At 64.1% G+C, this 21,961-nt stretch carries 23 protein-coding genes and 1 tRNA gene; 12 read left to right on the top strand and 12 right to left on the bottom strand.

The genetic code is table 11. From position 1 onward, the window contains the following. Positions 1-3 precede the first annotated feature (3 nt). The 5 genes from spt to ACWHY3_RS13655 form a co-directional block, all read right to left on the bottom strand. Entirely contained in the window at positions 4-1,203 is a 1,200-nt protein-coding gene (gene spt / locus ACWHY3_RS13675; protein WP_448126761.1) for a serine palmitoyltransferase, read from the bottom strand. Continuing rightward, positions 1,203-1,451 carry an acyl carrier protein gene (locus ACWHY3_RS13670; RefSeq protein WP_448126760.1) on the bottom strand — a complete coding sequence of 83 codons (249 nt, stop codon included), beginning with the start codon at positions 1,449-1,451 and terminating at the stop codon, positions 1,203-1,205. The genes spt and ACWHY3_RS13670 overlap by 1 nt, the downstream gene beginning before the upstream one ends. A 71-nt stretch (positions 1,452-1,522) precedes the next feature. Then, on the bottom strand, positions 1,523-2,452 hold the full coding sequence (locus ACWHY3_RS13665) for an NAD-dependent epimerase/dehydratase family protein (RefSeq protein WP_448126759.1): 930 nt from the start codon (positions 2,450-2,452) through the stop codon (positions 1,523-1,525). A 10-nt stretch (positions 2,453-2,462) separates the two neighbouring features. Beyond that, entirely contained in the window at positions 2,463-4,238 is a 1,776-nt protein-coding gene (locus ACWHY3_RS13660) for a fatty acyl-AMP ligase (RefSeq protein WP_303853625.1), read from the bottom strand. 198 nt (positions 4,239-4,436) lie between these two features. Next, complete coding sequence (locus ACWHY3_RS13655; RefSeq protein WP_448126758.1) at positions 4,437-4,889, bottom strand: HIT family protein; 453 nt, start codon at positions 4,887-4,889, stop codon at positions 4,437-4,439. Between the two features lie 350 nt (positions 4,890-5,239). Here ACWHY3_RS13655 and ACWHY3_RS13650 point away from each other — a divergent pair, with 350 nt between their 5' ends. Both ACWHY3_RS13650 and ACWHY3_RS13645 read left to right on the top strand, forming a co-directional pair. Next, complete coding sequence (locus tag ACWHY3_RS13650) at positions 5,240-6,439, top strand: hypothetical protein (RefSeq protein WP_448126757.1); 1,200 nt, start codon at positions 5,240-5,242, stop codon at positions 6,437-6,439. Further along, complete coding sequence (locus ACWHY3_RS13645) at positions 6,423-7,229, top strand: nucleotidyltransferase family protein (RefSeq protein WP_087718491.1); 807 nt, start codon at positions 6,423-6,425, stop codon at positions 7,227-7,229. The genes ACWHY3_RS13650 and ACWHY3_RS13645 overlap by 17 nt, the downstream gene beginning before the upstream one ends. 60 nt (positions 7,230-7,289) lie before the next feature. On the opposite strand, the gene ACWHY3_RS13640 is transcribed toward ACWHY3_RS13645, so the two are convergent. Both ACWHY3_RS13640 and ACWHY3_RS13635 read right to left on the bottom strand, forming a co-directional pair. Then, the gene (locus ACWHY3_RS13640) at positions 7,290-8,075 is read right to left on the bottom strand and encodes a phosphocholine cytidylyltransferase family protein (protein WP_448126756.1); all 786 of its coding nucleotides are present in this window, start codon (positions 8,073-8,075) and stop codon (positions 7,290-7,292) included. A 295-nt stretch (positions 8,076-8,370) separates the two neighbouring features. Continuing rightward, positions 8,371-9,360 (bottom strand): metallophosphoesterase family protein, encoded by a 990-nt coding sequence (locus tag ACWHY3_RS13635; protein ID WP_448126755.1) that lies wholly within the window; start codon positions 9,358-9,360, stop codon positions 8,371-8,373. 46 nt (positions 9,361-9,406) lie between these two features. On the opposite strand from ACWHY3_RS13635, the gene ACWHY3_RS13630 reads away from it, so the two are divergent. The 6 genes from ACWHY3_RS13630 (at position 9,407) to bfr (ending at position 14,784) form a co-directional block, all read left to right on the top strand. Continuing rightward, positions 9,407-10,609: a CDP-alcohol phosphatidyltransferase family protein gene (locus tag ACWHY3_RS13630; RefSeq protein WP_071230013.1), complete on the top strand. Its 1,203-nt coding sequence runs from the start codon at positions 9,407-9,409 to the stop codon at positions 10,607-10,609. Positions 10,610-10,619: 10 nt separating this feature from the next. Further along, positions 10,620-11,612: a diacylglycerol/lipid kinase family protein gene (locus ACWHY3_RS13625; RefSeq protein ID WP_448126754.1), complete on the top strand. Its 993-nt coding sequence runs from the start codon at positions 10,620-10,622 to the stop codon at positions 11,610-11,612. Between the two features lie 26 nt (positions 11,613-11,638). Then, positions 11,639-12,595 carry a hypothetical protein gene (locus ACWHY3_RS13620; RefSeq protein WP_448126753.1) on the top strand — a complete coding sequence of 319 codons (957 nt, stop codon included), beginning with the start codon at positions 11,639-11,641 and terminating at the stop codon, positions 12,593-12,595. Between the two features lie 20 nt (positions 12,596-12,615). After that, positions 12,616-13,374: an aspartyl/asparaginyl beta-hydroxylase domain-containing protein gene (locus ACWHY3_RS13615; RefSeq protein WP_083387136.1), complete on the top strand. Its 759-nt coding sequence runs from the start codon at positions 12,616-12,618 to the stop codon at positions 13,372-13,374. Between the two features lie 373 nt (positions 13,375-13,747). Next, positions 13,748-13,951: a (2Fe-2S)-binding protein gene (locus tag ACWHY3_RS13610; protein WP_110630545.1), complete on the top strand. Its 204-nt coding sequence runs from the start codon at positions 13,748-13,750 to the stop codon at positions 13,949-13,951. A gap of 350 nt (positions 13,952-14,301) precedes the next feature. Beyond that, on the top strand, positions 14,302-14,784 hold the full coding sequence (bfr, locus tag ACWHY3_RS13605) for a bacterioferritin (RefSeq protein WP_071229957.1): 483 nt from the start codon (positions 14,302-14,304) through the stop codon (positions 14,782-14,784). 100 nt (positions 14,785-14,884) lie between these two features. Here the strand turns inward: bfr and ACWHY3_RS13600 are convergent, their stop codons facing one another. The 5 genes from ACWHY3_RS13600 to ACWHY3_RS13580 all read right to left on the bottom strand — a co-directional run bounded on the left by ACWHY3_RS13600 (position 14,885) and on the right by ACWHY3_RS13580 (position 18,611). Further along, on the bottom strand, positions 14,885-15,976 hold the full coding sequence (locus tag ACWHY3_RS13600; RefSeq protein WP_448126752.1) for a 5-(carboxyamino)imidazole ribonucleotide synthase: 1,092 nt from the start codon (positions 15,974-15,976) through the stop codon (positions 14,885-14,887). Positions 15,977-15,978: 2 nt separating this feature from the next. Beyond that, positions 15,979-16,479, bottom strand: a complete 501-nt coding sequence (gene purE, locus ACWHY3_RS13595) for a 5-(carboxyamino)imidazole ribonucleotide mutase (RefSeq protein ID WP_071229955.1) — start codon at positions 16,477-16,479, stop codon at positions 15,979-15,981. Between the two features lie 146 nt (positions 16,480-16,625). Continuing rightward, a complete protein-coding gene (locus ACWHY3_RS13590) occupies positions 16,626-16,856 on the bottom strand; it encodes a DUF1653 domain-containing protein (protein WP_071229954.1) in 231 nt (76 codons plus the stop codon). Further along, the gene (tcdA, locus tag ACWHY3_RS13585) at positions 16,853-17,782 is read right to left on the bottom strand and encodes a tRNA cyclic N6-threonylcarbamoyladenosine(37) synthase TcdA (RefSeq protein WP_448126751.1); all 930 of its coding nucleotides are present in this window, start codon (positions 17,780-17,782) and stop codon (positions 16,853-16,855) included. The genes ACWHY3_RS13590 and tcdA overlap by 4 nt, the downstream gene beginning before the upstream one ends. Positions 17,783-17,792: 10 nt before the next feature. Next, positions 17,793-18,611 (bottom strand): pseudouridine synthase, encoded by an 819-nt coding sequence (locus tag ACWHY3_RS13580; protein WP_448126750.1) that lies wholly within the window; start codon positions 18,609-18,611, stop codon positions 17,793-17,795. Between the two features lie 141 nt (positions 18,612-18,752). Here ACWHY3_RS13580 and ACWHY3_RS13575 point away from each other — a divergent pair, with 141 nt between their 5' ends. The 4 genes from ACWHY3_RS13575 (at position 18,753) to ACWHY3_RS13560 (ending at position 21,827) form a co-directional block, all read left to right on the top strand. Further along, entirely contained in the window at positions 18,753-19,481 is a 729-nt protein-coding gene (locus ACWHY3_RS13575) for an SIR2 family NAD-dependent protein deacylase (RefSeq protein WP_071229952.1), read from the top strand. A gap of 202 nt (positions 19,482-19,683) precedes the next feature. Next, positions 19,684-20,643 carry a bile acid:sodium symporter family protein gene (locus ACWHY3_RS13570; RefSeq protein WP_448128165.1) on the top strand — a complete coding sequence of 320 codons (960 nt, stop codon included), beginning with the start codon at positions 19,684-19,686 and terminating at the stop codon, positions 20,641-20,643. Positions 20,644-20,824: 181 nt separating this feature from the next. Continuing rightward, a complete protein-coding gene (locus ACWHY3_RS13565) occupies positions 20,825-21,550 on the top strand; it encodes a tRNA-uridine aminocarboxypropyltransferase (protein ID WP_071230010.1) in 726 nt (241 codons plus the stop codon). Between the two features lie 200 nt (positions 21,551-21,750). Beyond that, a tRNA-Arg gene (locus ACWHY3_RS13560) sits at positions 21,751-21,827 on the top strand. Positions 21,828-21,961: the final 134 nt, after the last annotated feature.

Raw genomic sequence — 21,961 nt, 5'->3', positions numbered from 1 at the left:
TGCTCACTCTTGCTCGTGATGGTCGAGCATGGGTTTCAAGGCGGCGAAGGCGGCGATGATTTGATCGATCTGGGTCGTGTCATGGGCTGCGCTGACGCTGATGCGCAGCAGCGCCCGGCCGCCCGGCGTGGCGGGTGGTAAGACCAGATTGACATAGACGCCATGATCGAGCAGCCCGTGCCAGAAGGCGACACCCTGCTGAGGCGACCCCAGCAGGGTGGCGACGACCGGCCCGGGCTCTGGCCCGAGCTCGAAACCGAGCCGTGACAGTCCATGATACAGACGCTCGGCATTGGCCCACAGACGCTGGCGGAGTTCGCCTCGCGAATCGACGATCTGCAGGGCGGTGCGTACCGATGCGATCGTCGCCGGGGAGGATGAGGCGGTGAAGATATAGGGACGGCTGGCGTAGCGGATCATGTCGAGCTGCGGGTGATGACTGGTGGCGAAACCACCAATGGCGCCCAAACTCTTGCTGAAAGTGCCGACCACGAAGTCGACATCGGCCTCGACGCCCTCGGCTTCGGCCAGGCCGCGGCCGTGGGCACCAAGCACCCCCAGCGAATGGGCTTCGTCGACCAGCAGATAACCCCCATGCCGACGCTTGACGGCGACGATCTCGCGCAGCGGCGCCCGGTCCCCCAGCATGCTGTAGATGCCTTCCACCACAATTAGGGCATTGGTGGTGCGCTCGCCTAGACGGCGCAAGCGTTTCTCGAGATCACTGGCGTCGTTGTGACGAAAGCGAATGATGTCGGCGCCGGTGAGGCGACAGGCATCGTAGATGCTGGCGTGACAATCGGCATCGAGCACGATGACGTCGTCGGTACCGGCCAGGGTGCCGATCAGGCCGAGATTGGCCACGTAACCCGTGGAGAACACGACTGCGGAAGGGCGCGCGAAGAAATGTGCCAGTTCTTCCTCGAGGCGGGTATGGCTGGCGTAGCTACCGTTGGCCATGCGCGACCCGGTGGTGCCGGTGCCTTCGCGATCGAGAGCGTCGTGTGCCGCCGCGATGCAGTCACGATCGAAAGTCAGCCCCAGATAGTTATTGGTGCCGGCGAGGATTACCGACCTGCCATCTACGCGCCCTTCGGTGGACGACAGGATTTCGTCGATGCGTGTGCCAATCGGGCTGGGTTCCGTCTGGATCAAGGCGTGGCGCGCATCGCTGAGGGACTGGAATTTATCGAACAGAGACATCATCGGCTCTCGAGCAGTTTGTTGATCGCCTGGGCCAACTGGTCGGGCGTGCGGATATCGGCGAGGACGTTCAGGGGAACGGAGATATTGAATTCGTCTTCGGCATCCAGCATGAGGTCCATTACCTTGACCGAGTCGAGCCCCAACTCGCTAACCAGGTCGATGTCGGGACGAAGATTGCTGTCCGGCGGCGCCAGGCGTTCGAGATGTACCATCAACCGCTCGAGAATCTGTTTGTGTTGGGTCATGCGTGCTATGCCCGTTGCTGGCGACGTGCGCCAGATCATTGTGATGAAAGAGTATGTCCGCAGGCAGTAAGTCAGTCCGCCGCCCACTGCCGGCGATCGCCAAGTGCCTGCTCCAGCGTAATCTGCGGTACCCATCCGGTCGCGCGGGTGAGCGGGCCATTATGGCATGTCCAGTCGTGATGTCTCAGCTCGCGGAACTTTCCGGGTGTGAGCATCGGCGAACGATGCAATCCGCGCGCCAGCATCAGGTTGACCAGCGCCATGCCGTGCAATACGCCGGCGGGAATTGGCAGGCGACGTACCGGCCCACCGCGCACGGCAGCGCCGATCGCCGCGATGCGCGGCCAAGTGTAGCCGCCCGGGTAGCCATCGTGAAGCTCGAAGGGCCCGCCGTCGACGAGGGCGCCGGCCGGAGTGTGACACAGCCAGGCCATCACTGCGGCTACCAGGTCGTCGACATGCAGAAACGACAGACGCGCCTCTTGCGGGCCGGCCGTCGGCAGCCAGCCGCGCATCAGCATCTCGAACAGGGGGTGTAACTCGCGATCCCCCGGTCCATAGACCGCCGTCGGACGAAATACCGTCACTGCCGGCCGCGCTGACGACGCGACTCGTTGCTCGGCCTGGCGTTTGGAGGCGGCATACCAGGAGAGTTCGGGATGGCGCGCGGCCAGCGACGACATCAATAGCAGGCGGGCGCATTGCTGACGCTGCGCCACCTCGAATAGCCGACCGCTGCCCTCGACATTGATGCGATGGAACGTGGCGTGATTGGCACCGCGCACCGCGCCGGCGCAATGGATGACCGTGTCCGTCCCCTCGACCAACCGCTCGAGTGCCGCCGTGTCATCGAGCGACCCACTGATCCAGCGGATATGCGGACCTTCCGGTTCGGCTGGCATGCGCCGCGTCAAGGCACGCACTTGCACGCCATTCTTGACCAACCGGGCGAGCAGCCGGCGGCCGATGAAGCCGGTGGCTCCGGTAAGCGCGACACTCATGGCCATAGGATCAGGATGCAGCACCGGTCCCGACCGGCGACTCGGCTGGCGATGCCAGGCCCAGCGACTCGCGGCCCCCCTGCAGGTAACGTTTGGACGCTTCGCTGCGCGAAAGCTTGCCGGAAGACGTGCGCGGCAGCGAGCGGGGGGGCAGCAGGACGACCCGGCAGGCGACACCAAAATCGCTGCGTATCCGGCTGGTCAGCTCATTGATCAGTTCGTGTCGGCGTTGCGCGTCGCTGAGACGGCACTGGACCAACATCACAACCGCCTCCTCGTCGTCCGCTGCCGCCGTGAATGCGACGACATCGCCGTGCCGGACGCCATGGTAATGCCCGGCGAGATGCTCAAGATCCTCGGGCCAGATGTTGCGGCCGTTGACGAAGATCAGGTCGCGATGACGCCCGGTGATGAACAGCCCATCCGGGGTCAGGTAGCCCAGATCGCCGGTATCGAGCCAGCCGTTACGGAGCACCCGGTGAGTCTTTTCGGGATTCTGGAAATACCCCGACATGACGCTAGGGCCGCGCACGGTGACGCGACCCACCGCACGCTCGGGCAGGGGGTTGCCTTGCTGATCACGAATCACGATTTCATGGCCAGGCAGCGCGTGACCGCAGTTGACGAAGCTGGTGACGGCGAGATCCCCACATGCCGATGCCAGGCGGGCGTGAGCATGATGCTCGAGATGGGCACGGTCGATGCGCTCGATGGCGATGCCCTGCCTGAGCGGCGCGAAGCTGACTGCCAAGGAACATTCCGCCAGACCGTAGCAGGGCAGAAAGGCCCGCGAATCGAAGCCGGCAGGCGCAAAGCATTCGGCGAAACGTTCTAGAACATCGGTACGTACCGGCTCTGCGCCGATGCCGGCGACACGCCAGCTCGACAGATCGAGGCGTTCGAGATCGCCGCTGCGCAGGCGGCGAGCGCAGATGTCGTAACCAAAAGGCGGCGCAAAGGCGATAGTGCCGCGATTGCGGCTGAGCAGGGTCAGCCACTGCATCGGTCGCATGGCGAATTCACGGGCACCGAGGTAATCCACCGACAGCTGTGATGCCATCGGTCCGAGAACGAAACCGACCAGCCCCATGTCATGGTAGAACGGCAACCACGAGACGCAACGATCGCCCGGGCGCACCCCCAGGCCGTGGGTGACGATCCCGCGCAGGTTGGCCATTACGGTGGCCTGGTCGATCATCACGCCGCGCGGAAAGCCGGTACTGCCCGAGGTGTACTGCAAATAGGCCAGCTCATCCGGACGCGAAGGCTCTAGAGCGTGCACATTGGCATCGAGCCTAAGAAATGCCTCGTCGCCCCCGCTGAACAGCAGATCGAGTTCGCTGCCGGCCTCCGCCAGGAAAGACTGCATCTCGGCGGGCGCAACCGCAACGCGAGCCTCGCAGCTGCGCAGCAGGCGCGCGAGGCGTTCGACATAACTGGCATGGTTGCCAAGGCTCATGTTGATCGGCAGCGGTACGGGAACGAAGCCCGCATACTGGCAACCGTAGAAGATCTCCATGAACAGTGGGCTGGTGTCGGCGATAATGGCCACCTTGTCGCCCCGTTTCAACCCCAGGCGACATAGACGGTAAGCCGCCGCCAGGGCGCGCTGACGCAGCTCGGCGTAGCGCAAGGGAGCGGTGAGGCGTCCGCGGCCATCGTGGAAGTTGTAGCCCGTCACACCCTGCGCGGCATAGTCGAGCGCTTCGGCCAGAGTGGTGAAATCGGCCAGCCGCTGGGGAAGCGGGTTCCGTGTTGACGTTTTGGTGATATAGAGTTCGGTCATTATTGAGGAGAGTCTCGATCATCGAAGCAGAGGGGGTTGTTATAAAGACAATGCGTGCCAGTTTGAAGCGCCGTAATCAATGGCAGCGTCCCGGATGGCTCTGACCGGCTCGATATATCTTTATCCCTGCGCGTGGTGTCGCACCGACATGCCATCTGACGGCGTCGACACTGAAAGTAGCGGCGTGTCATGCGATGGTCATACCCAATACTGCATGATTGCTGAGCATATCCGCGTATTGAGCGCAGCATCGCTGGCATTGACGGCATCCAGTCTGGGGGGGCCGGGCCAGCCGGCATCGGCGAACTCATGACCATCGAGCGTTCGCGGCGTCGCGTAGCGCGGGACGACATGAAAATGGACGTGAGGATCAACCATCATCAGCATCAGGTAATTGATCTTGTCGTAGGCAAAAGCCTGGCCCAGAGCGGCTTCGAGGTCGGCGGTCACCTCGGCCAACTCGGTAAATGCCTCGCGGGGCAGGTCGGGAAAGGCGGTTTCCGGCCCTCTGGCGATCAGCACCAGCGCACCCAAGGTCACTTGGGCATCGCGAAACAGCACGCTCCAGTGGCGATAGTCACGCAGAATATTGTCGGGAGCGCCGAACTTCACCATCGTCGAGTTCAGCTCGGCTTGTGGTTGCGTATGCACGATCCTTGTCTCACCTTTGCTTGCCGTATACCGAGTATAACGAATAAAACCTTAATGACGGCTTAATATATCTAGCCATCTATCGAGAATCACCAGGCAACCTTTCTTCCTTTTTCATGGTAGTCGCAGACGCCTTTCATGGTAACCGCAGACGCCTTTCATGGTAACCGCAGACGCCTTCGCGTTGCAGTGATGCGTGAAGATACCTATGATGCGGCATCCGATGCAAAATTCCTGAAGCGATCCGCTTGTCTGGCTACGGCTTTCGATCGCCTCCCATCCCGCCGAATTCCGTTGTCGCGCTGCATCATGCTGCTCGGTGTGAGGCGATGGCATGCTTAAGGCTTCACGTGAATAGTAACGCTCCTTCCGAAGTGCGTGTCTCTTCCGACACTCATCATCACGCCGCCCCCCGTCACTCGCCTGCCGAGATCGACGTCAGGCCGGTCAAAGGGCGCCGGGATCTGGCTACCTTCGTGCGTTTGCCGGGCGACCTGCTGCGGGATGATCCGCAATGGGTTGAACCGCTGCACCTGGAGCGACGCCTGCATCTGACCAAGAACCCGGCCTTCGACCATGTCACCTGGCAGGGATTCATCGCCTGGTCTGGCGATAGACCGGTAGGGCGGATCAGTGCCCAGACTGACAGCCTCCACCGCCAGTATCACGGCGCTGATAGCGGCCATTTCGGCATGCTCGACGCCATTGACGACCCCAATGTGTTCGCGGCGCTATTCACCGCTGCGGAGGCCTGGCTGCACGAGCGTGGCGCACGGCACATAACCGGCCCCTACAACTTGACCATCAACGAGGAGTGCGGATTGCTGGTTGACGGTTTCGAGTGGCCGCCTTCGATGATGATGGGGCATGCCGGGCGCTACTATGCCTCCCACGTCGAGGCGCAGGGCTATACGCCCGCCAAGGATCTGCTCGCCTACTGGATGTCGACGCATGGGGTGAATTTTACGCCAGCGATGCGGCGCATGGTCGATCGCTGGCGCGACCGAATTCACTTACGCCCCCTGCGTCGCGACCGCTTCGACGAAGAACTCGACATTCTACGCGACATTTTCAACGACGCCTGGGCTAAGAACTGGGGATTCGTGCCCTTCACCGACGCCGAATTCCACGAGTTGGGCACTAGCCTGAAGATGCTGGTGCCGCCGGAGTTGATTCAGATCGCCGAAATCGACGCCAAGCCTGTCGCCTTCATTGTCGGCTTGCCCAACCTCAACGAGGCGATCGCACCACTGCACGGACGCTTGTGGCCGATGGGTTGGCTGCGTCTGCTATGGCGACTCAAGGTGCGCAGGCCAAAGACCGGGCGCGTGCCGCTGATGGGGGTGCGCGGTGAATACCAGTTCAGTCGCCTCGGGCCGACGCTTGCCCTGGTGCTGATCGAGTCGATCCAGGCGTCGCTCATCCGCCATGGCATCGAAGCCGTGGAAATGTCCTGGATACTCGAGGACAACGCCGGCATGCGAAATATCCTCGAGCATATCGGAACCGACCTCTACAAACGTTACCGTCTCTATGAAAAGCATCTCTGAAGGGCAGATTGGCGCCGTGGTGCTGGCGGCGGATCGCGGCGCCGACGATCCGGTTGCGCGGGAGGCCGGCGTCGCTTGCAAGGCGTTGACCCCGGTCGCCGGCGTACCGATGCTACGCCGCGTATTCGGCGCACTCGACGGCAGTACACGTATCGCGCGTATCTGCCTAGCCGGACCGTCGGCGGCGATCATCGAACACGCCCCGGTGCTTGGCGAGCTGCTTGACCGCGACGATGTGAACTGGGTGGAGAATGCCGCGACGCCCAGCGCCAGCGTCGGCGCCGCCCTGCGGTCGCTGCCCGATGATATGCCGGTCATGGTGACCACCGCCGATCATGCCCTGTTGACGCCGACCCTTGTCACCGCGTTTGTCGATCGCGCCTTGGCCAGCGACGGCGATTTCGTGGTGGGCGTGGCACGCCTGGAGACTGTAACGAGGCGCTTTCCCGGTACGCGACGCACGGCGATACGCCTGTCCGACGGTCCCTACTGCGGCTGCAACCTGTTTGTCTTCACCACGCCGCAAGGCCGCGCGCTCGCCGACTTCTGGCGCCAGGTCGAGCAGCAACGCAAGCGGCCCTGGCGGGTCATCGGCGGAGCGCTGGGCTGGGGGGCGGTGCTGCGTTACCTGCTCGGACGTCTGACGCTCGAGCAGGCCCTGGACAGGCTATCCCGCCGGCTCGGCATACGCATCCGGGCCGTAGTGCTGGATCACGCCGAGGCGGCCGTCGACGTGGACACGCCTGCCGACCGGCAACTGGTCGAAGCGATTCTCGCCGGCGAACGCTGACCGGCTAGGAGCCTGGCAGCGCTCGCAAAAGCCGACGGGTCCGAGAAGGAGAGAAGACGTTCAGCCGCGCGCGGCCTCCACCGTCGCGTCGCGGGTCTGCCAGCGAGTCACCAGAGCGCGCGCCTGCTCGAGATCCTTGGGAAAGTCGAGTTCCGCCCAGCGCAACCCCTCGATGGACTGGACGAAAATGTTGCCGCTTGCCGCGAGTTCATCGATCACGCTCAGATACCAGCGCTTGAGCGCCTCAGGGTCGTGCATGATACGTTCCAGCGTGTCGCGGAACAGCGCCGCGCCTGCGCCGCGGAAGGTCATCATGCCGATCGACTCGCCGTTTACCGTATCCAGATCGAGCGTCTTGCCGACCCGCACCAGGCGATCGCCGTGCAGGCTGACCTTCATGTCGTCGGCGTCATAGCGCGCCTTGCGGTCGATGGCCAGGGTGACCGGATGCTGCGGCGCCTCCAGCAAGCGTTCCACCACCGGCTGGTCGAACAGGGTATCGCCATTGAGCAGCAGGAAGTCTTCCCGCATCGCCTCGCGCGCCATCCAGCAGCTGGCCAAGTTATCGGCGACCTCATAGAAGGGGTTGAAGACGATATCGACCAGATCATCTGCATAGCGATCATGCAGGCATTGCGTCACTTGTTCGATGCCATAGCCGAGTACGACGGTGATCCGCTCGAAACCGGCGGCGAGCAGATGATCGATCTGATGCTCGATGACGGTCTTGTCGCCGAGGCGAATGAGACACTTGGGTTGATGTTCGGTATAAGGCAATAGACGCTTGCCCTGGCCGGCGCTGAGAAGGATGGCTTGGCGTGGCCGCGAAGGATTCGATTGCTGCATGGTGGGTCGATGTCTCGTCTGTATGGTGGTGTGCATGATGTGATGGTGTACATGAAGACCAGGGAGGCGGGCGCAGGCTCCATGGTACTGAGAGCCGAGTGTCTGAGAGCCGAGCATTACCTGCCTTTCGTTACGGCACTCGACTTTAGCAATTTTACCCTGCTCATTCACTTTTGAATGTATCATCTTGACCTGAACAAAGGCTTACCCGGTGGATGCAGTTTCTGAATGCAACGCGGTTATTGAGTCGAATCCCGTTTCAACCCGGCCTGCCGCTATCCGAATTCTTGGCGCATTACGGGACTGAAGCCCAGTGCCAAGTCGCGCTCGAACAGACGTGCAAGCGCCCGGCTTCACTCAGGGAGCGGTGCGTGGCCGTCAGGGTCCAGCGATCCACCTGGCGCGCGATGCGGAACAGCGTGTACCCGGCCGCCTTCGTCACGTCGTCGTTCGGCAGCAGCGAGGCCGAGGGCGCGCCGAACACCGCTGCCTGCCCGTGCGGCGTGGGCAGGCAGGCGTCCATGCGGCAATGGGCGTGACCGTGCAGGACTAGCTCGACGCCCGCGCGTGCCAGTACGCGACGCAGCGCCGGCGCATCGGTGAGGCGTTTGCGCCAGTTCACGGCGTTGCGCTGTAACGGATGATGGATCAACAGGATACGAAAGCGACCCTCGCGCCCCGCCCGGTGCAGACAGCGCTCCAGGCGCACGAGCTGTGCATCACCAAGCGCGCCGGTAGCCAAAGGCCAGTGCGTGGGTATCGCCGTAGAGACGCCGATCAACGCGACCGGTCCACGATAGCGAACGAAGGGGAAGCGCGGCACAAGCGGTGCATCACTCGGTGCCGTTGCGTCGCCCATCGTTTCACGCATTTCATCATGCATGTAGTCACGCCACAGCCCGACGGTGCCGGCCCATGGCGCCGGTGCATAGGCGTCATGATTGCCGGGGACGACGGAGACGTCATGCGGTGCGCCCAGCGCTTGTAGCCACGTCAGCGCCTGACGACATTCGGCAGGCGTGCCAAGATGCGTCAGGTCGCCGGTCACGGCAATGTGGTCGGGCGCCGCACCGCGCAGGTCGTCGACAAGCGTCGCCAGCACCTCCGCCCGATGCACGTGCCGGCGCTTGCGTCGCCAAGCCCAGTATCCTAAGGCACGCTTGTTGAACAACTCTTTCCATGGCGGCATGTCGAAAGAGGTCAGATGGGGGTCGGAGAGATGCGCCAGGCACAGCGACATATCTTGCCCAGCGAAAATCGGGGGTGCCTTCGTCGTCATCGGCATAATATAATCGCAGGATTTTGAAAGGAAAAGGATCATTGGTGGCATGATGACGATACGCGTATATTTCGAAGAGGATTCGCCTGTCCAGTTATGGGGTCTGACGCCTCGTCAGCGGCTGGTGAAATCGCTGGCACCGCTGTCCAACGTGATCCTCGCGGATGACGCCACGTCCCCCGGGTCCGGCAGCGATCAGCCCGGCACCGATATCCTCGTTCTGCGCGCCGACTACATTTACGATCAACGCGTGCTGAATGGCCTGCTGGATAGCCAAACCGGGCAACTCGCGCTCACTGACCCCAGCGATGACAGCGTAGTCGCCGTACGGGCATGCGCCGATCAGTGGCCGCCGAATACGCGCCCCTCCCTGGCCAATGGGCCATTGTCGGCGTTGAAACGCTTGGCGCCTCCCGCCGTGGCCAGCAGCGAGCAGTCGAAACTGCGCAAGTTCGATACGCCCTGGGTGGCCCGGGTGTCGGCGTCGGCACGCCGACGTCTCGAAAACGCCCTGTTCAGTGCCGCCTACAAGGGCGTGACCGATCTCGTCACCAAATGGGCCTGGCCGCTGCCGGCACGCGCCGTCACCCGGCTATGCGTGCGCTGGGGGCTGCGGCCCAATCACGTGACGTCGCTGAGCTACGTGCTGGCGATCTTGGCCGGGGTGCTGTTCGGGTACGGCGAGTTCGGCGCCGGCCTGCTCGCCGGCTGGATCATGACCTTCCTCGATACGGTGGACGGCAAGCTGGCCCGCGTGACGTTGACGTCGAGCCGCTTCGGCAACGTTTTCGATCACGCCTTGGACCTGGTCCACCCGCCGTTGTGGTACATCGCCTGGGGCGTTGGCCTGGCCGCCGGCACCGCGGATGTGACGATGCTGTTGTGGCTGACCGTGATCGGCTATGTCGGCGGACGCTTGTGCGAGGGAGGGTTCAAGTTCGCGGCGCCATTCTCGATGTTCACCTGGCGCCCCTTCGACTCGGTCAACCGCCTGGTCACCGCGCGCCGCAACCCCAATCTGATCCTGTTGACGCTGGCCTGGTGGGCAGGCTTGCCCTATATCGGCCTGGTCCTGGTCACGCTCTGGACACTGCTCTCGACACTGGTCCTGGCGGTGCGCCTCGCGCAAGGGCTGCTGGCCCGCGCCAAGGGCGAGCCGCCTCGGGCCTGGCTATACAGCGACGACCCGCGCGCCGGACGCCATCCGCTGATGGTACGCTGGTTCACCTTTCCCGCCATCCGCTCGGGCGGGTAGGGTACCTCCGATGCTTCATCCCGCTGATCTCCCGCGCCGGGTTGGCGTATTGTGCAATCCGCACAGCGGGCGCAACCGCCGCCATCTGGAGGCGATCCGCCGCATTGCCGAGCAGCAGGCGGCGTTGTTCGTCTATCACGAGGCCACGACGCCGGAGGCGATTGTCGAGACGTTGCGTGCGTTTCATGCCGAACGTGTCGAACTGATAGCGGTGGTGGGGGGTGACGGCACGCTGCAGGCGGCCCTGACCGGCCTGCTGCGCGACCTGGCACTACCGGCCGAGACCTTGCCGAAGCTGCTGGTAATTGGCGGTGGCACGACCAACATGAGCGCCGCCGATCTCGGCACGCGCTGCCAGCCGCCTGTCGCGCTGACCAGGCTGGCGGCTTGGCTCGAACGCAGGGGCCCGGAGCCGCACTCCTGTTCCCGCCCCCTCGTGCGCCTGGCGCTGGGGCGCCCGGAGGCGGTGCAGTATGGCCTGTTCTTCGGTAGCGGCGCGATCCAGACCGGCGTCGACTACTTCAACAGCCGGGTACGTTGCGGTCCGGTAGCGGGCGCATGGGGGCCACGCCTGGCCTTCCTGCGGGTAATGGTGTCGATGCTGCGTGGCCGGCCCCATCCGCTGCTGCCTGCTGCGTCGTGCCGGCTGGTGCTGGATCGCGACGAGGTGCTGGAAGGCCGTTACCTGCTGGTACTGGTATCGACCCTCGAGCGGCTGCTGCTGGGCTCGCGACCGTTCTGGGGAGAACAGTCCGCGCCGCTGCATTTTACCGCCGTACGCTACCCACCGCGCGCTCTGTGGCGGCGCCTGCCGGCCATTCTGCGCGGGCGTGGCGGCCGCGCCGTACGCGACGGGGAAGGCTATGCCAGCCGCAACCTGACGTCGCTGCGTCTGGAGCTCGATGCAGGCGGCATCCTCGACGGTGAACGCTTCCGCGCCGAACCTGGCGAGGCCATCGAGCTATCGGCGACGCTGGCGATCGATTTTCTCGTCTTCCCATGATTTTCTCGTCCATCCTCCGAGGCCCCATGCGAACCCTCCATTTATCTCCGCCCGCGGCGCTGGTCGCTCAGGTGGCCGAACAGGCCGCCCGTCCGCAGCCTGAGGGGGTGGCACCGCTGGTGGCCCGCTTGCAGGAGCGTTTTGGTCAGGCTACCTGCGCGGTGCTCTTCTACGGCTCCTGCCTGCGTAGCCACGATCCGGGTGATGGCGTGGTCGATCTCTATGCGCTGGTCGACCGCTACGCCGCCGTCTACGATCGCCGTCTGCTGCGGCTGGTCAACGCCTGGCTGCCACCCAACGTGTTCTATCTCGAGGCACAGGATGCCCAGGGGCGGCGCCTGCGCGCCAAGTGCGCGGTCATCACCCTCGATGACTTCGCACAGGGAGCGACACGCTGGTTCGAAAGCTATCTGTGGGGGCGCTTCGCCCAGCCCTGTCGCCTGGCCTATTGCCGCGATGAAGTCACCCGGATGCGGGTGAACGACGCCTTGGCCGGGGCGGTGCTCGCGTTGTGGCGTGCCGCGCTGCCCTGTCTGCCGGACACCTTCGAGGCCGCCGAGGGCTGGCAGCAGGCCCTCGCGCTGAGTTACGGTGTCGAGCTGCGACCCGAAGGCGCATCGCGCCCGGCCTCGCTGCTGGCTGGACAGGAGGCGGAATACCGCGGGCGGCTGGCAGCGGCAGCCGAGGCGCTGCCCGGGCTGTCGGCGACCGGCAACGACCACTATCGCAATGTACTGGAAGCGGCACAGCGCCGCCGGGGACGACGCGTCTGGCGCTGGCGACGCCGACAGGGACATATCCTGCACATCGCCAGACTGATGAAGGCGGTTCTGACCTTTGAAAACGGTGTCGATTACATAGCCTGGAAGCTGGAACGCCACAGTGGCCGGCAAATTTCCGTCAATGACCGCTTGCGCCGCTATCCGTTGCTGTTCGGCTGGCCGCTACTGTGGCGGTTGCTGCGCGAGCGTGTGCTGCGCTGATATACGAGGAGACGAGCATCATGAAAGAGTCCTCACCCCCTCCAACTGAAGCAGGGCCTCCTGCCAAGCGCAGGAAGCCCTGGTACATCAAGACCGGGCGCAGGTTGCTGGTCTCGGTAGATCGCTTTATCGCCCGTCATTCCCGGGTAGGCGATCCCACCTTCTTCGATCCTGCCGAGTTTGCCTGGGTCAGTCCGCTGGAAGCCGAATGGCAGGCCATTCGTACGGAACTCGATGACATCCTGCGCGAGCGTGATGCGCTGCCAAATTTCCAGGACATTTCGCAGGACCAGGCACGCATCAGCCAGGATGATCGCTGGAAGACCTTCTTCTTCTACGGCTACGGTTATCGCATGGATGACAACTGCGCGCGTTGTCCCCAAACGACCCGCCTGATCGAAAGCGTGCCGGGAATGACGACCGCGTTCTTCTCGATCCTCGCACCCGGCAAGCACATCCCGCCGCATCGCGGCCCCTACAAGGGCGTGATGCGTTACCATCTGGGGCTGCGGGTACCGGAACCGCGCGAGCGTTGCCGCATCCGCGTCGGCGACGACACCGGCTACTGGCGGGAAGGCGGCAGTCTGCTGTTCGACGATACCTACGAGCACGAGGTGTGGAACGACACCGACGGCGTCAGGGTGGTGCTGTTTCTGGATGTCATGCGGCCTATGCGCTTCCCGGGCGCACTGGTCAACCGCTTGGTCTTCAATCTGATTCGCTTGTCGCCCTACGTGCAGCGCGCGCGCAGGAACCAGCAGCGCTGGTCGCAGCGCTAGCCTATGCCATGCTTGACGGTACCTGGGAGGGTATCGGCCGGACTGCGCTTTATCGACCGTCTTGACGAATTGATCGCTCTTGGCGAGATCTGGCCCGCCGGGCTTTGAGATTCCTTTGGCTATATCATGATGGCTGCCATGATCTGCGGTGTGCTGGTGCCAGTTGCCGTGCTGGTGCCAGTTGCCGTGCTGGTGCCAGTTGCCGTGCTGGTGCCAGTTGCCGTGCTGGTGCCAGTTGCCGTGCGGGTGCCGGGGGATGCGTCACGGATCTCCTGAACGATGACGAAGTCGACCATGTTTTTTCGCGGTTCGGTCTTGCGATTCATTATGAGAATAATTTACATTTCACTTCGTGATGCCAAGCGAGGTGTTTATGTACGTCTGTCTCTGTGTAGGGGTTACCGACCGCGATATCGAAAATGCCGTTTCCGACGGCGCCCGCAGCTGGCGCGAAGTCCGCGAGGCGACCGGCTGTGCCGGCCAGTGTGGCAAGTGCGCCTGTACGGGCAAGAGCGTCATGCGCGAGGCCATCAGCCAGGAACTGACGATGGATCTCGATCTCGCCTACGCGGTATGAGCTGGATTACGAGTGCTTAATTATGCTGGCTTCGGGCTAAATAATCGTGAACGCCGAGCGTTGGTCGATATTCGTCTTTGCAGCTCGCAGCTCGCAGCTCGTAACTTTCAGACGCAAGTCGTTATCAGCCGCGTTTCCATCTGCCAACGGCTTGCAGATGAGATCTTGTCGTAACCTACTGTAATAGTTGTCATTTATTCTCTCACTGAGCGATACTGCCTCTATCGGATCGACGCTGCCGATTGTGGTAGCGTGGTCCAGACGGGAGAGCGTGGCCGGAACGTGCCTCCCCATCGCCAGAGACCAATCACTCGATGCGAATCGCTCGAGGCAATGAGGAGAATACGACAATGAAAGGCGACGCCAAGGTCATTTCCTATCTCAACACCGTGCTCGGCAACGAGCTGGTCGCGATCAACCAGTACTTTCTGCACAGCAAGATGTACAAGGACTGGGGCTTGAGCGTGCTGGCCAAGTGGGAGTACGAAGAGTCCATCGAAGAGATGCAGCACGCCGACAGGCTGATCGAGCGCATCCTGTTCCTGGAAGGCATTCCCAACCTGCAGGACCTGGGCAAGCTGAACATCGGCGAGAACTGTCAGGAGATGCTCGAGAGCGATCTCAAGATCGAGCACAAGGCTCGCGCCGACCTGCAGGAAGCGATTCCCTACTGCGAATCCGTCCGCGACTACGTCAGCCGCGATCTGTTCATCAAGATCCTCGACGACGAAGAAGAGCACATCGACAAGCTCGAAGCGGAACTGGGCCTGATCGACAAGGTCGGCATCCAGAACTATCTGCAGAAGCACATGTTCACGACGGACAAGGAGTGAGGCGCGACGCCTGATCAGGCACGCACTTTACGCATACGCAAAAGCCCCGATGTCACCGACATCGGGGCTTTTTTGCTGTGGACCGCCGGCTTTTTCCGGCTCAGCCCAGGTCGTTGACCAGCAGCGCTTCGACGGCCTCGATGCGCTGCTTCAGCGTCTCGTCGTCTTCGGCGAGCACGGTGATGTGACCGATCTTGCGGCCGGGGCGGGGTGCCTTGCCGTAATCGTGCCAGCGGGTGCCGGGCAGGGCGAGCACGGCGTCGCGATCCGGGAAGGCGCCGATCACGTTGAGCATCGCACACGGCGCCAGGCGTGCGGTCTCGCCCAGCGGCAGCCCGGCGATCGCGCGGACGTGGTTCTCGAACTGGCTGGTCACCGCGCCTTCGATGCTCCAGTGGCCGGAGTTATGCACTCGCGGGGCGATCTCGTTGGCGAGCAGCCCCGCCGCGGTGACGAAGAACTCGAACGCCATCACGCCGACATAGTCGAGCTCGTTCATCACCCGGCTGGCGTAGTCTTCCGCCTGCGCCTGCAGCGGATGGGAAATCTGCGGCACCGAGCAGTGCAGGATGCCCTGGCGATGCTCGTTGCGCACCACCGGCCAGTGGCGGATCTCGCCGTCGCGGCCGCGCACGGCGATCACCGAGATCTCGTGATCGAAATCGATGAAGCCTTCGAGAATCAGCGGCACGCCGCCCAGCTCGTCGAACGTCCCGGCGACGTCTTCCGGCGCGCGCAGCACCTTCTGGCCCTTGCCGTCATAGCCCATGGTGCGGGTCTTGATCACCACCGGCAGCCCGATCTCGTCCACTGCGGTGTCGATGTCGGCCTGGCTGTCGATCCGGGCGATCGGCGGCACGTCGATATCCAGCGAGCGGAACAGCGACTTCTCGAGCCAGCGGTCCCGCGCCGTCGCCAGCGCCGAGGCGGGCGGATAGGCCGGGCGTTGCTCGGCCAGGCGCTCGACGGTTTCGGCCGGCACGTTCTCGAATTCGAAAGTGATCGCGTCGCAGGTCGCGGTCAGCGTGCTCAGCGCCTGGGCATCCTGCCAGTCGGCCTGCAGGTGCTCTCCATGCGCAGCAGCACACGGCTCGGCGCCGGGATCGAGAAAGGTGAAACGCAGATCCAGCGGCGCGCCCGCCTGGGCAAGCATGCGCCCCAGTTGGCCGCCACCGACGATTCCGATACGCATAGTCACTCCTGGTCTTCGGGTCGAGGGTCGGGATTGTCGAGCACCTGCTGCGTCTGCTCGGCGCGGAAGGCTTCCAACGCCTCGCGGATGCGCTCGTCGTGGTTGGCCAGCATGGCGGCGGCGAGCAGGGCGGCGTTGATCGCGCCGGCACGGCCGATCGCCAGCGTCGCGGTGGGAATGCCGGCCGGCATCTGCACGATGGAAAGCAGCGAATCGACCCCGGAAAGGGTGCTCGACTTCACCGGCACGCCGAGCACCGGCAGCCGCGTCTTGGCGGCGCACATGCCCGGCAGATGGGCGGCGCCGCCGGCACCGGCGATGATCACTTCCAGGCCCCGGTCGGCGGAGGTTTCGGCGTACTCGAACAGCAGATCCGGCGTGCGGTGGGCGGAGACCACCCTGGTTTCATGCTCGATACCCAGCTTTTCCAGGGTCTCGACGGTATGGCAGAGAGTCGACCAGTCCGACTTCGAGCCCATGATCACGCCGACGCGTACGCTCATGCTTCCTCCCGTGGGAAATGGTTCGCCGGTCCTTGGTAGGGGGTTATCGGACCGTCGTTTGGAAAGCAGCGAATTGTACGGGAATACGGTTAATCGATCAGCCGTAAAATCTTTCTTGCAGGAAACGGTAATCTTGCAGACGACGTTCAGCGGAACGCCTTTTCCAGGGCAAACCGGGCCACCGGCTCGTCGCTGACGCTGACCTGCTCGCAGAACATGGCGAGCGGGCGCACCCACAAGCCGTAGTCGCCGTAGAGCGCCCGATAGACCACCAGCCACTCCTCGGTTTCGCTGTGCTGGGCCACGTCCAGCACCTCGTAGAGCTGACCCTTGTAGTGGCGATAGATGCCCGGCACGGGCTTGTGCTGTTCACTCATGAGGAAGTCTCCCGGGTAGCGGCCGGCGTTGTCGTTGATGTTATCGGCGTCGTCGTCTTTGACGTCGTTGTCGTTGACGTCGTCGCCGAGGTGGCGGCCGATGTCGGTGACTCGTCTGCCGCGCGTCTGGCTTTATCGGCGAGCCGGGTCAGCACACGGCCGGCCGCGACGAAACCGAAGGTGCCGGTGACCACGCTCACCGCACCGAAACCGGCAGCGCAGTCGAGCCGCGTGGCCTGGCCCGGTGCCGGCTTCTGCAGGCAGACCTCGCCATCGTCGCCGGGGTAGACCAGTTGCTCGTCGGAGTAGACGCACTCGACGCCGAAGCGGCGTTTGGGATTGCGCGAGAAGCCGTGATCCCGGCGCAGCTTCGAGCGCACCTTGGCCAGCAGCGGATCGTGCTCGGTGCGGCTGAGATCGGCCACGCGCACGCGGGTCGGATCGCTCTGGCCGCCGGCGCCGCCGGTTACCGTGATCGGCAGCTTGCGCCGGTTGCAGTAGTGGATCAGCGCCGCCTTGGCGCCGACGTGGTCGATGGCGTCGATCACGTGATCGGCATCGGCCGGAATCCGCTCGGCCAGATTGGTCGGCGTGATGAAGGCTGCATCGGCGTGAATCTCGATACCCGGCCAGATGGCGCGGCAGCGCTCCGCCAGCACCTCGACCTTGGGCCTGCCGATCTGGCCGTCCAGCGCGTGAAGCTGACGGTTGACGTTGGAAACGCAGACATCGTCCAGGTCGATCAGGGTCAGCTTGCCGATACCGGAGCGCGCCAGCGCCTCGGCGCTCCAGCTGCCGACGCCGCCCACGCCGATCACCACGACGTGCGCGCGGCGGAACGCGTTGGCTGCGCGGGTGCCGTAGAGACGCCGGATGCCGCCAAAGCGGAAATCGTAGTCGTCGGTGTTGCGGTTATCGTTGCTCATGGGATCTCGATCATAAAAGGACGTCGATCGGTTCGGCCCTGGCCGCGCTCGTGGCGGGCGTCATCCAGTGGGCGCCATTCTGCGTCAGATGCCTCTGCCAGCCGAACCGGGCCAGCAGGGCGGAAAAGTGATCGTCGGACGCCGCTTCCAGTCTTAGCTGGCGGCCCTCGAACGGGTGGCGAAATTCCAGCGCCACCGCCGACAGCAGCAGGTGCGGGCAGTCCAGATGATCGCGGAAGTAGCGATTGTGAACGCCCTTGCCGTGCTTGGCATCACCGATGATCGGGTGGCCGCAGCGCGCCAGATGACGCCGGATCTGATGGCGCCGGCCCGTCTCCGGCCGTGCTTCCATCAGCGAATAGCGCGACTGCGGATAGCGATCGATCTCCACCGGAATCTCCGCCGTCGCCAGCCGCCGGAAGTGGGTCAGCGCCGGGTGCGCGGGCATCTCCGCCTTGGGCCGGATGCCATCTTCCTCGCGCAGGGGCGCATCGACACTCACCGTCTCCGGCCCCCAGCCGCGAACCACGGCCAGATAGCGCTTGCTCACCCGATGCTCGGTGAACGCCCGCGTCAGCGCGGCGGCGGCGTCGCTGTCCAGCGCGAACAGCAGCACGCCGCCGGTGGGGCGGTCCAGGCGATGCACCGGAAAGACATGCTGGCCGATCTGATCGCGCAACGTCTGCATCACGAACCGGGTTTCCCCGCGGGCCAGCGCCGTACGATGCACCAGCATGCCGGGCGGCTTGGCGACGGCGATCAGGCGGGCATCGCGGTAGATCACCGGCAGCGGCCCAAGGCGCTCGGTTGGGGTGAGCGGCACGGTCATGGCACTGGCCTGGGTAAACGAACAGGGCGCTATTGTCGGGGCTGGCGAAGGCGATCTCAAGGGGCTGACCGAGTGCCCGGATGTCCGACGCATGCTAGCCTCGGAAACAGTGAAGCAGCGAACATCAGGAAGCCTGTCGCCATGAGTGATACCCGTTCCCCGCATCTGGTCGTGCTGACCGGCGCTGGCATCAGCGCCGAAAGCGGCCTCAAGACCTTTCGCGATGGCGATGGCCTGTGGGAAAACCACCGCCTCGAGGATGTCGCCACCCCGGAAGCCTGGGCGCGCGACCCCGAAACCGTGCTGCGCTTCTACGACGAGCGCCGCGAGCAGACCCGCCGGGCACGGCCTAACGCCGCGCATCTGGCGCTGGCCGAACTCGAGGCCGCCGGGTTTCGGGTCAGCGTGGTCACCCAGAACATCGACGACCTGCACGAACGCGCCGGCTCGCGTCACGTGCTGCATCTGCATGGCGAGATCCTGCTGGCGCGTTCCTCGGTCGATGCCAACCTGCGCTACCCGTTGAGCGATCCCGCGACCGGGGGCCGGATTGCCCTGGGCGATCTGTGCGACAAGGGCAGCCAGCTGCGCCCGGACGTGGTCTGGTTCGGCGAAGCCGTGCCGCGCTATGCCGAGGCGTGCGATATCGTCGCCGGGGCCGACGCGCTGCTGGTCGTCGGCACCTCGCTGGCGGTGATGCCTGCTGCCTTGCTGCTGGATCAGGCGCCGTTCGAGGCGCCGTGCTGGCTGGTCGACCCGCACGCCCGCGATCTGGCGCCGCCGGGCGTCAGCCCGATTGCCGAACCGGCCAGCCGTGGCGTGCCGGATCTGGTGGCGCGCTGGCGGGAGCAGGGCGGCTTCGCCGACTGATTTTCCCGTCTGGCTTTTCCGCCCGGATTTTCGCTCCGATGCGCTTCCTGCCTTTTTGCCTATTTAGTCGCGGCACGCGCTGCGGCAAAATAGCGCGCCCGGTCGATGCCGGATCCGCTGCCGTTTCCGGATCGACCCCAACAGAGCCGCTCGAGCGGCCCCGGTTCGCCAGTCGGCGAGCCAGACTATCTCGCTAGGACACATCATCATGTTTGAACGCATCAACCGGTTGTTCCCGGTCTGGGCCGTCTTGCTGGCCGTCGTCGCCGCCTTCGCGCCGCAGCTGTTCGTCGGGCTGAAGGGGGATATCAAGACACTGCTCGTGGTGATCATGTTCGCCATGGGCCTGACATTGACCCGCGAAGACTTCGCCCGCGTGATCAAGGCGCCCAAGCCGATCGCCGTCGGTGTCATCCTGCAGTTTCTGATCATGCCGGTCGCCGCGCTGCTGGTTTCGCGCGTGCTGGGGCTGAGCCCGGAGCTGACCACCGGGATGATCCTGGTCGGCGCCACGGCGGGCGGCACCTCTTCCAACGTCATGACCTGGCTTGCCGGCGGCCACGTCGCGCTGTCGGTCTCGATGACCATGGTTTCCACCGTGATCTCGGTCGTCGCCACGCCGTTCATCACCTGGCTGCTGGTCGGCCAGAGCATCGACGTGCCGGTTCTCGGCATGCTGATGAGCATCGCGCAGCTGGTCATCGCGCCGATCGCGCTGGGGGTCATCGTCCATCATCTGCTGGGCGCGCGCATCCGCAAGATCGAACCGGCACTGGCGACGCTCGCCATGGCTGCCATCGTGCTGATCATCGCCATCGTGGTCGCGCTCAACGCCGGCAACCTGGCAACGCTGGGGCCGATCGTGGCGATCGCCGTCATCGCCCACAACGGTATCGGCCTTGCCGCCGGCTACTGGCTGAGCCGAGCGCTGGGCTTCGATATTCGCACCGCGCGCACCATCGCCTTCGAAGTTGGCCTGCAGAATTCCGGCCTGGCGGTCACGCTCGCCAACCAGTTCTTCACTGCCGGCGCCGCGCTGCCGGGTGCGCTGTTCTCGGTCTGGCACAACGTCTCCGGCTCCGTGCTGGCGGGTTACTGGAAACAGCGCGGCATCGCTGAGCGTGGCGCCACATCGGAAACGAGCGAAAGCATCAGCCGCTGAGATTGCTACAGATATTGTCTTAATTCCGGGGCTAGGAAAGCGGGGCGGAGTGCTAGAATGCGCGCGCCCCGCTTTTTCGTAGGCCGGAGAGGGCCGATCCATGCGTGATGATGCCGAACTGACGACCAGAGCCTGGTCGCCGAGCGAGACCGAATTTCCGAATGCTGACGCCCGGCGCGACATGGCCGGCGGAGACGCGACCCCGCCGCGCCGTGAATTCAAGGCGCGGGGCAGCTTCGTCGAACGCTGCGACGGGTGCCGCCTGCCGGTGCTCAACTGCCTCTGCCCGTACCGTGTGACGGCGACGAGCGACGCCCGAGTCTGGCTGCTGACGCACCCCTACGAGCACAACAAGCCCACCAATACCGGGCGCCTGATCGCCGATGTGCTGCCGCAGACCCAGACCTTCACCTGGTATCGCACCGCGCCGGAGGCCCGCCTGCTCGAACTGCTGGCGGATCGACGCTACGTGCCGTTCGTGGTCTTCCCCGACGACCAGCCGGACTATCAGCATCGCGTGGTCGACGAGCGTGCCGTGGTCGTCGCCAAGCAGGATGGCTTTATTCCTGTCTTCATTCTGATCGACGGCACCTGGCGTCAGGCGCGGCGGATCTTCCGCAAGAGCCCGTACCTGGAAAACCTGCCGGTGCTGCCGCTCCACACGGACCGGCTGACGCGCTACCGGCTGCGCAAGCCGGCCTCCGCCTCGCATCTCTGTACCGCCGAGGTCGCGGCCGAGCTGCTGCGCAATACCGGCGACGTCTCCGCCGCCAACGTGCTCGACGACTACTTCGACGCCTTCAACGAGAGCTACGCCGCGAGCCGCTTCTATCACAAGATCGAGAAGCCCAACGCCGCCATGCAGCGCCTGCTCGAACGTCGCGCCTTCGGTACCGCTTTCTCCTGAATCCGGCTGCCATGGCCGCTTTCCGATACGCCTCGCCCATCGGCGAGGCCGCTTCTGGCAGGGTAGGAGCAATGAAGGCGCCGATCTCTTCCGTCTGGCGCCCCGCATTTCCGGCGCCGGTGCATTTCCAGCGTCGGTGCATTTCCAGCGCCGACGGCCTCGCATAAACGGCCCCGGTAATGTTATCGTCTGCGCCGTGCGCCCGAGTGGCTCAACTGGATAGAGCAACGGCCTTCGAAGCCGTGGGTTGCAGGTTCGAGTCCTGCCTCGGGCGCCACTTACACTTCCTGACAAGTCCTGAACGTTACTCTAAAGCACTGAAAAACGGCAGAAAATTAGCGAAAAGCTGTCCTGACCGTTCCTCACTATTCCTCCCCAATCTGGCATACGAAAGGTATACTTTTCGGCATA

It is taken from the genome of Salinicola sp. NYA28a (assembly GCF_976982775.1).
Note: the sequence above shows the minus strand (reverse complement) of the source record. Positions and strands in the feature narration are given on the sequence as shown.

Excerpts from the sequence above, each read along its gene's own strand:
- spt (WP_448126761.1), bottom strand. The coding sequence starts at position 1,203 with ATGTCTCTGTTCGATAAATTCCAGTCCCTCAGCGATGCGCGCCACGCC.
- ACWHY3_RS13670 (WP_448126760.1), bottom strand. The coding sequence starts at position 1,451 with ATGACCCAACACAAACAGATTCTCGAGCGGTTGATGGTACATCTCGAA.
- ACWHY3_RS13665 (WP_448126759.1), bottom strand. The coding sequence starts at position 2,452 with ATGAGTGTCGCGCTTACCGGAGCCACCGGCTTCATCGGCCGCCGGCTG.
- ACWHY3_RS13660 (WP_303853625.1), bottom strand. The coding sequence starts at position 4,238 with ATGACCGAACTCTATATCACCAAAACGTCAACACGGAACCCGCTTCCC.
- ACWHY3_RS13645 (WP_087718491.1), top strand. The coding sequence starts at position 6,423 with ATGAAAAGCATCTCTGAAGGGCAGATTGGCGCCGTGGTGCTGGCGGCG.
- ACWHY3_RS13640 (WP_448126756.1), bottom strand. The coding sequence starts at position 8,075 with ATGCAGCAATCGAATCCTTCGCGGCCACGCCAAGCCATCCTTCTCAGC.
- ACWHY3_RS13635 (WP_448126755.1), bottom strand. The coding sequence starts at position 9,360 with ATGCCGATGACGACGAAGGCACCCCCGATTTTCGCTGGGCAAGATATG.
- ACWHY3_RS13630 (WP_071230013.1), top strand. The coding sequence starts at position 9,407 with ATGACGATACGCGTATATTTCGAAGAGGATTCGCCTGTCCAGTTATGG.
- ACWHY3_RS13625 (WP_448126754.1), top strand. The coding sequence starts at position 10,620 with ATGCTTCATCCCGCTGATCTCCCGCGCCGGGTTGGCGTATTGTGCAAT.
- ACWHY3_RS13620 (WP_448126753.1), top strand. The coding sequence starts at position 11,639 with ATGCGAACCCTCCATTTATCTCCGCCCGCGGCGCTGGTCGCTCAGGTG.
- ACWHY3_RS13615 (WP_083387136.1), top strand. The coding sequence starts at position 12,616 with ATGAAAGAGTCCTCACCCCCTCCAACTGAAGCAGGGCCTCCTGCCAAG.
- ACWHY3_RS13610 (WP_110630545.1), top strand. The coding sequence starts at position 13,748 with ATGTACGTCTGTCTCTGTGTAGGGGTTACCGACCGCGATATCGAAAAT.
- bfr (WP_071229957.1), top strand. The coding sequence starts at position 14,302 with ATGAAAGGCGACGCCAAGGTCATTTCCTATCTCAACACCGTGCTCGGC.
- ACWHY3_RS13600 (WP_448126752.1), bottom strand. The coding sequence starts at position 15,976 with ATGCGTATCGGAATCGTCGGTGGCGGCCAACTGGGGCGCATGCTTGCC.
- purE (WP_071229955.1), bottom strand. The coding sequence starts at position 16,479 with ATGAGCGTACGCGTCGGCGTGATCATGGGCTCGAAGTCGGACTGGTCG.
- ACWHY3_RS13590 (WP_071229954.1), bottom strand. The coding sequence starts at position 16,856 with ATGAGTGAACAGCACAAGCCCGTGCCGGGCATCTATCGCCACTACAAG.
- tcdA (WP_448126751.1), bottom strand. The coding sequence starts at position 17,782 with ATGAGCAACGATAACCGCAACACCGACGACTACGATTTCCGCTTTGGC.
- ACWHY3_RS13580 (WP_448126750.1), bottom strand. The coding sequence starts at position 18,611 with ATGACCGTGCCGCTCACCCCAACCGAGCGCCTTGGGCCGCTGCCGGTG.
- ACWHY3_RS13575 (WP_071229952.1), top strand. The coding sequence starts at position 18,753 with ATGAGTGATACCCGTTCCCCGCATCTGGTCGTGCTGACCGGCGCTGGC.
- ACWHY3_RS13565 (WP_071230010.1), top strand. The coding sequence starts at position 20,825 with ATGGCCGGCGGAGACGCGACCCCGCCGCGCCGTGAATTCAAGGCGCGG.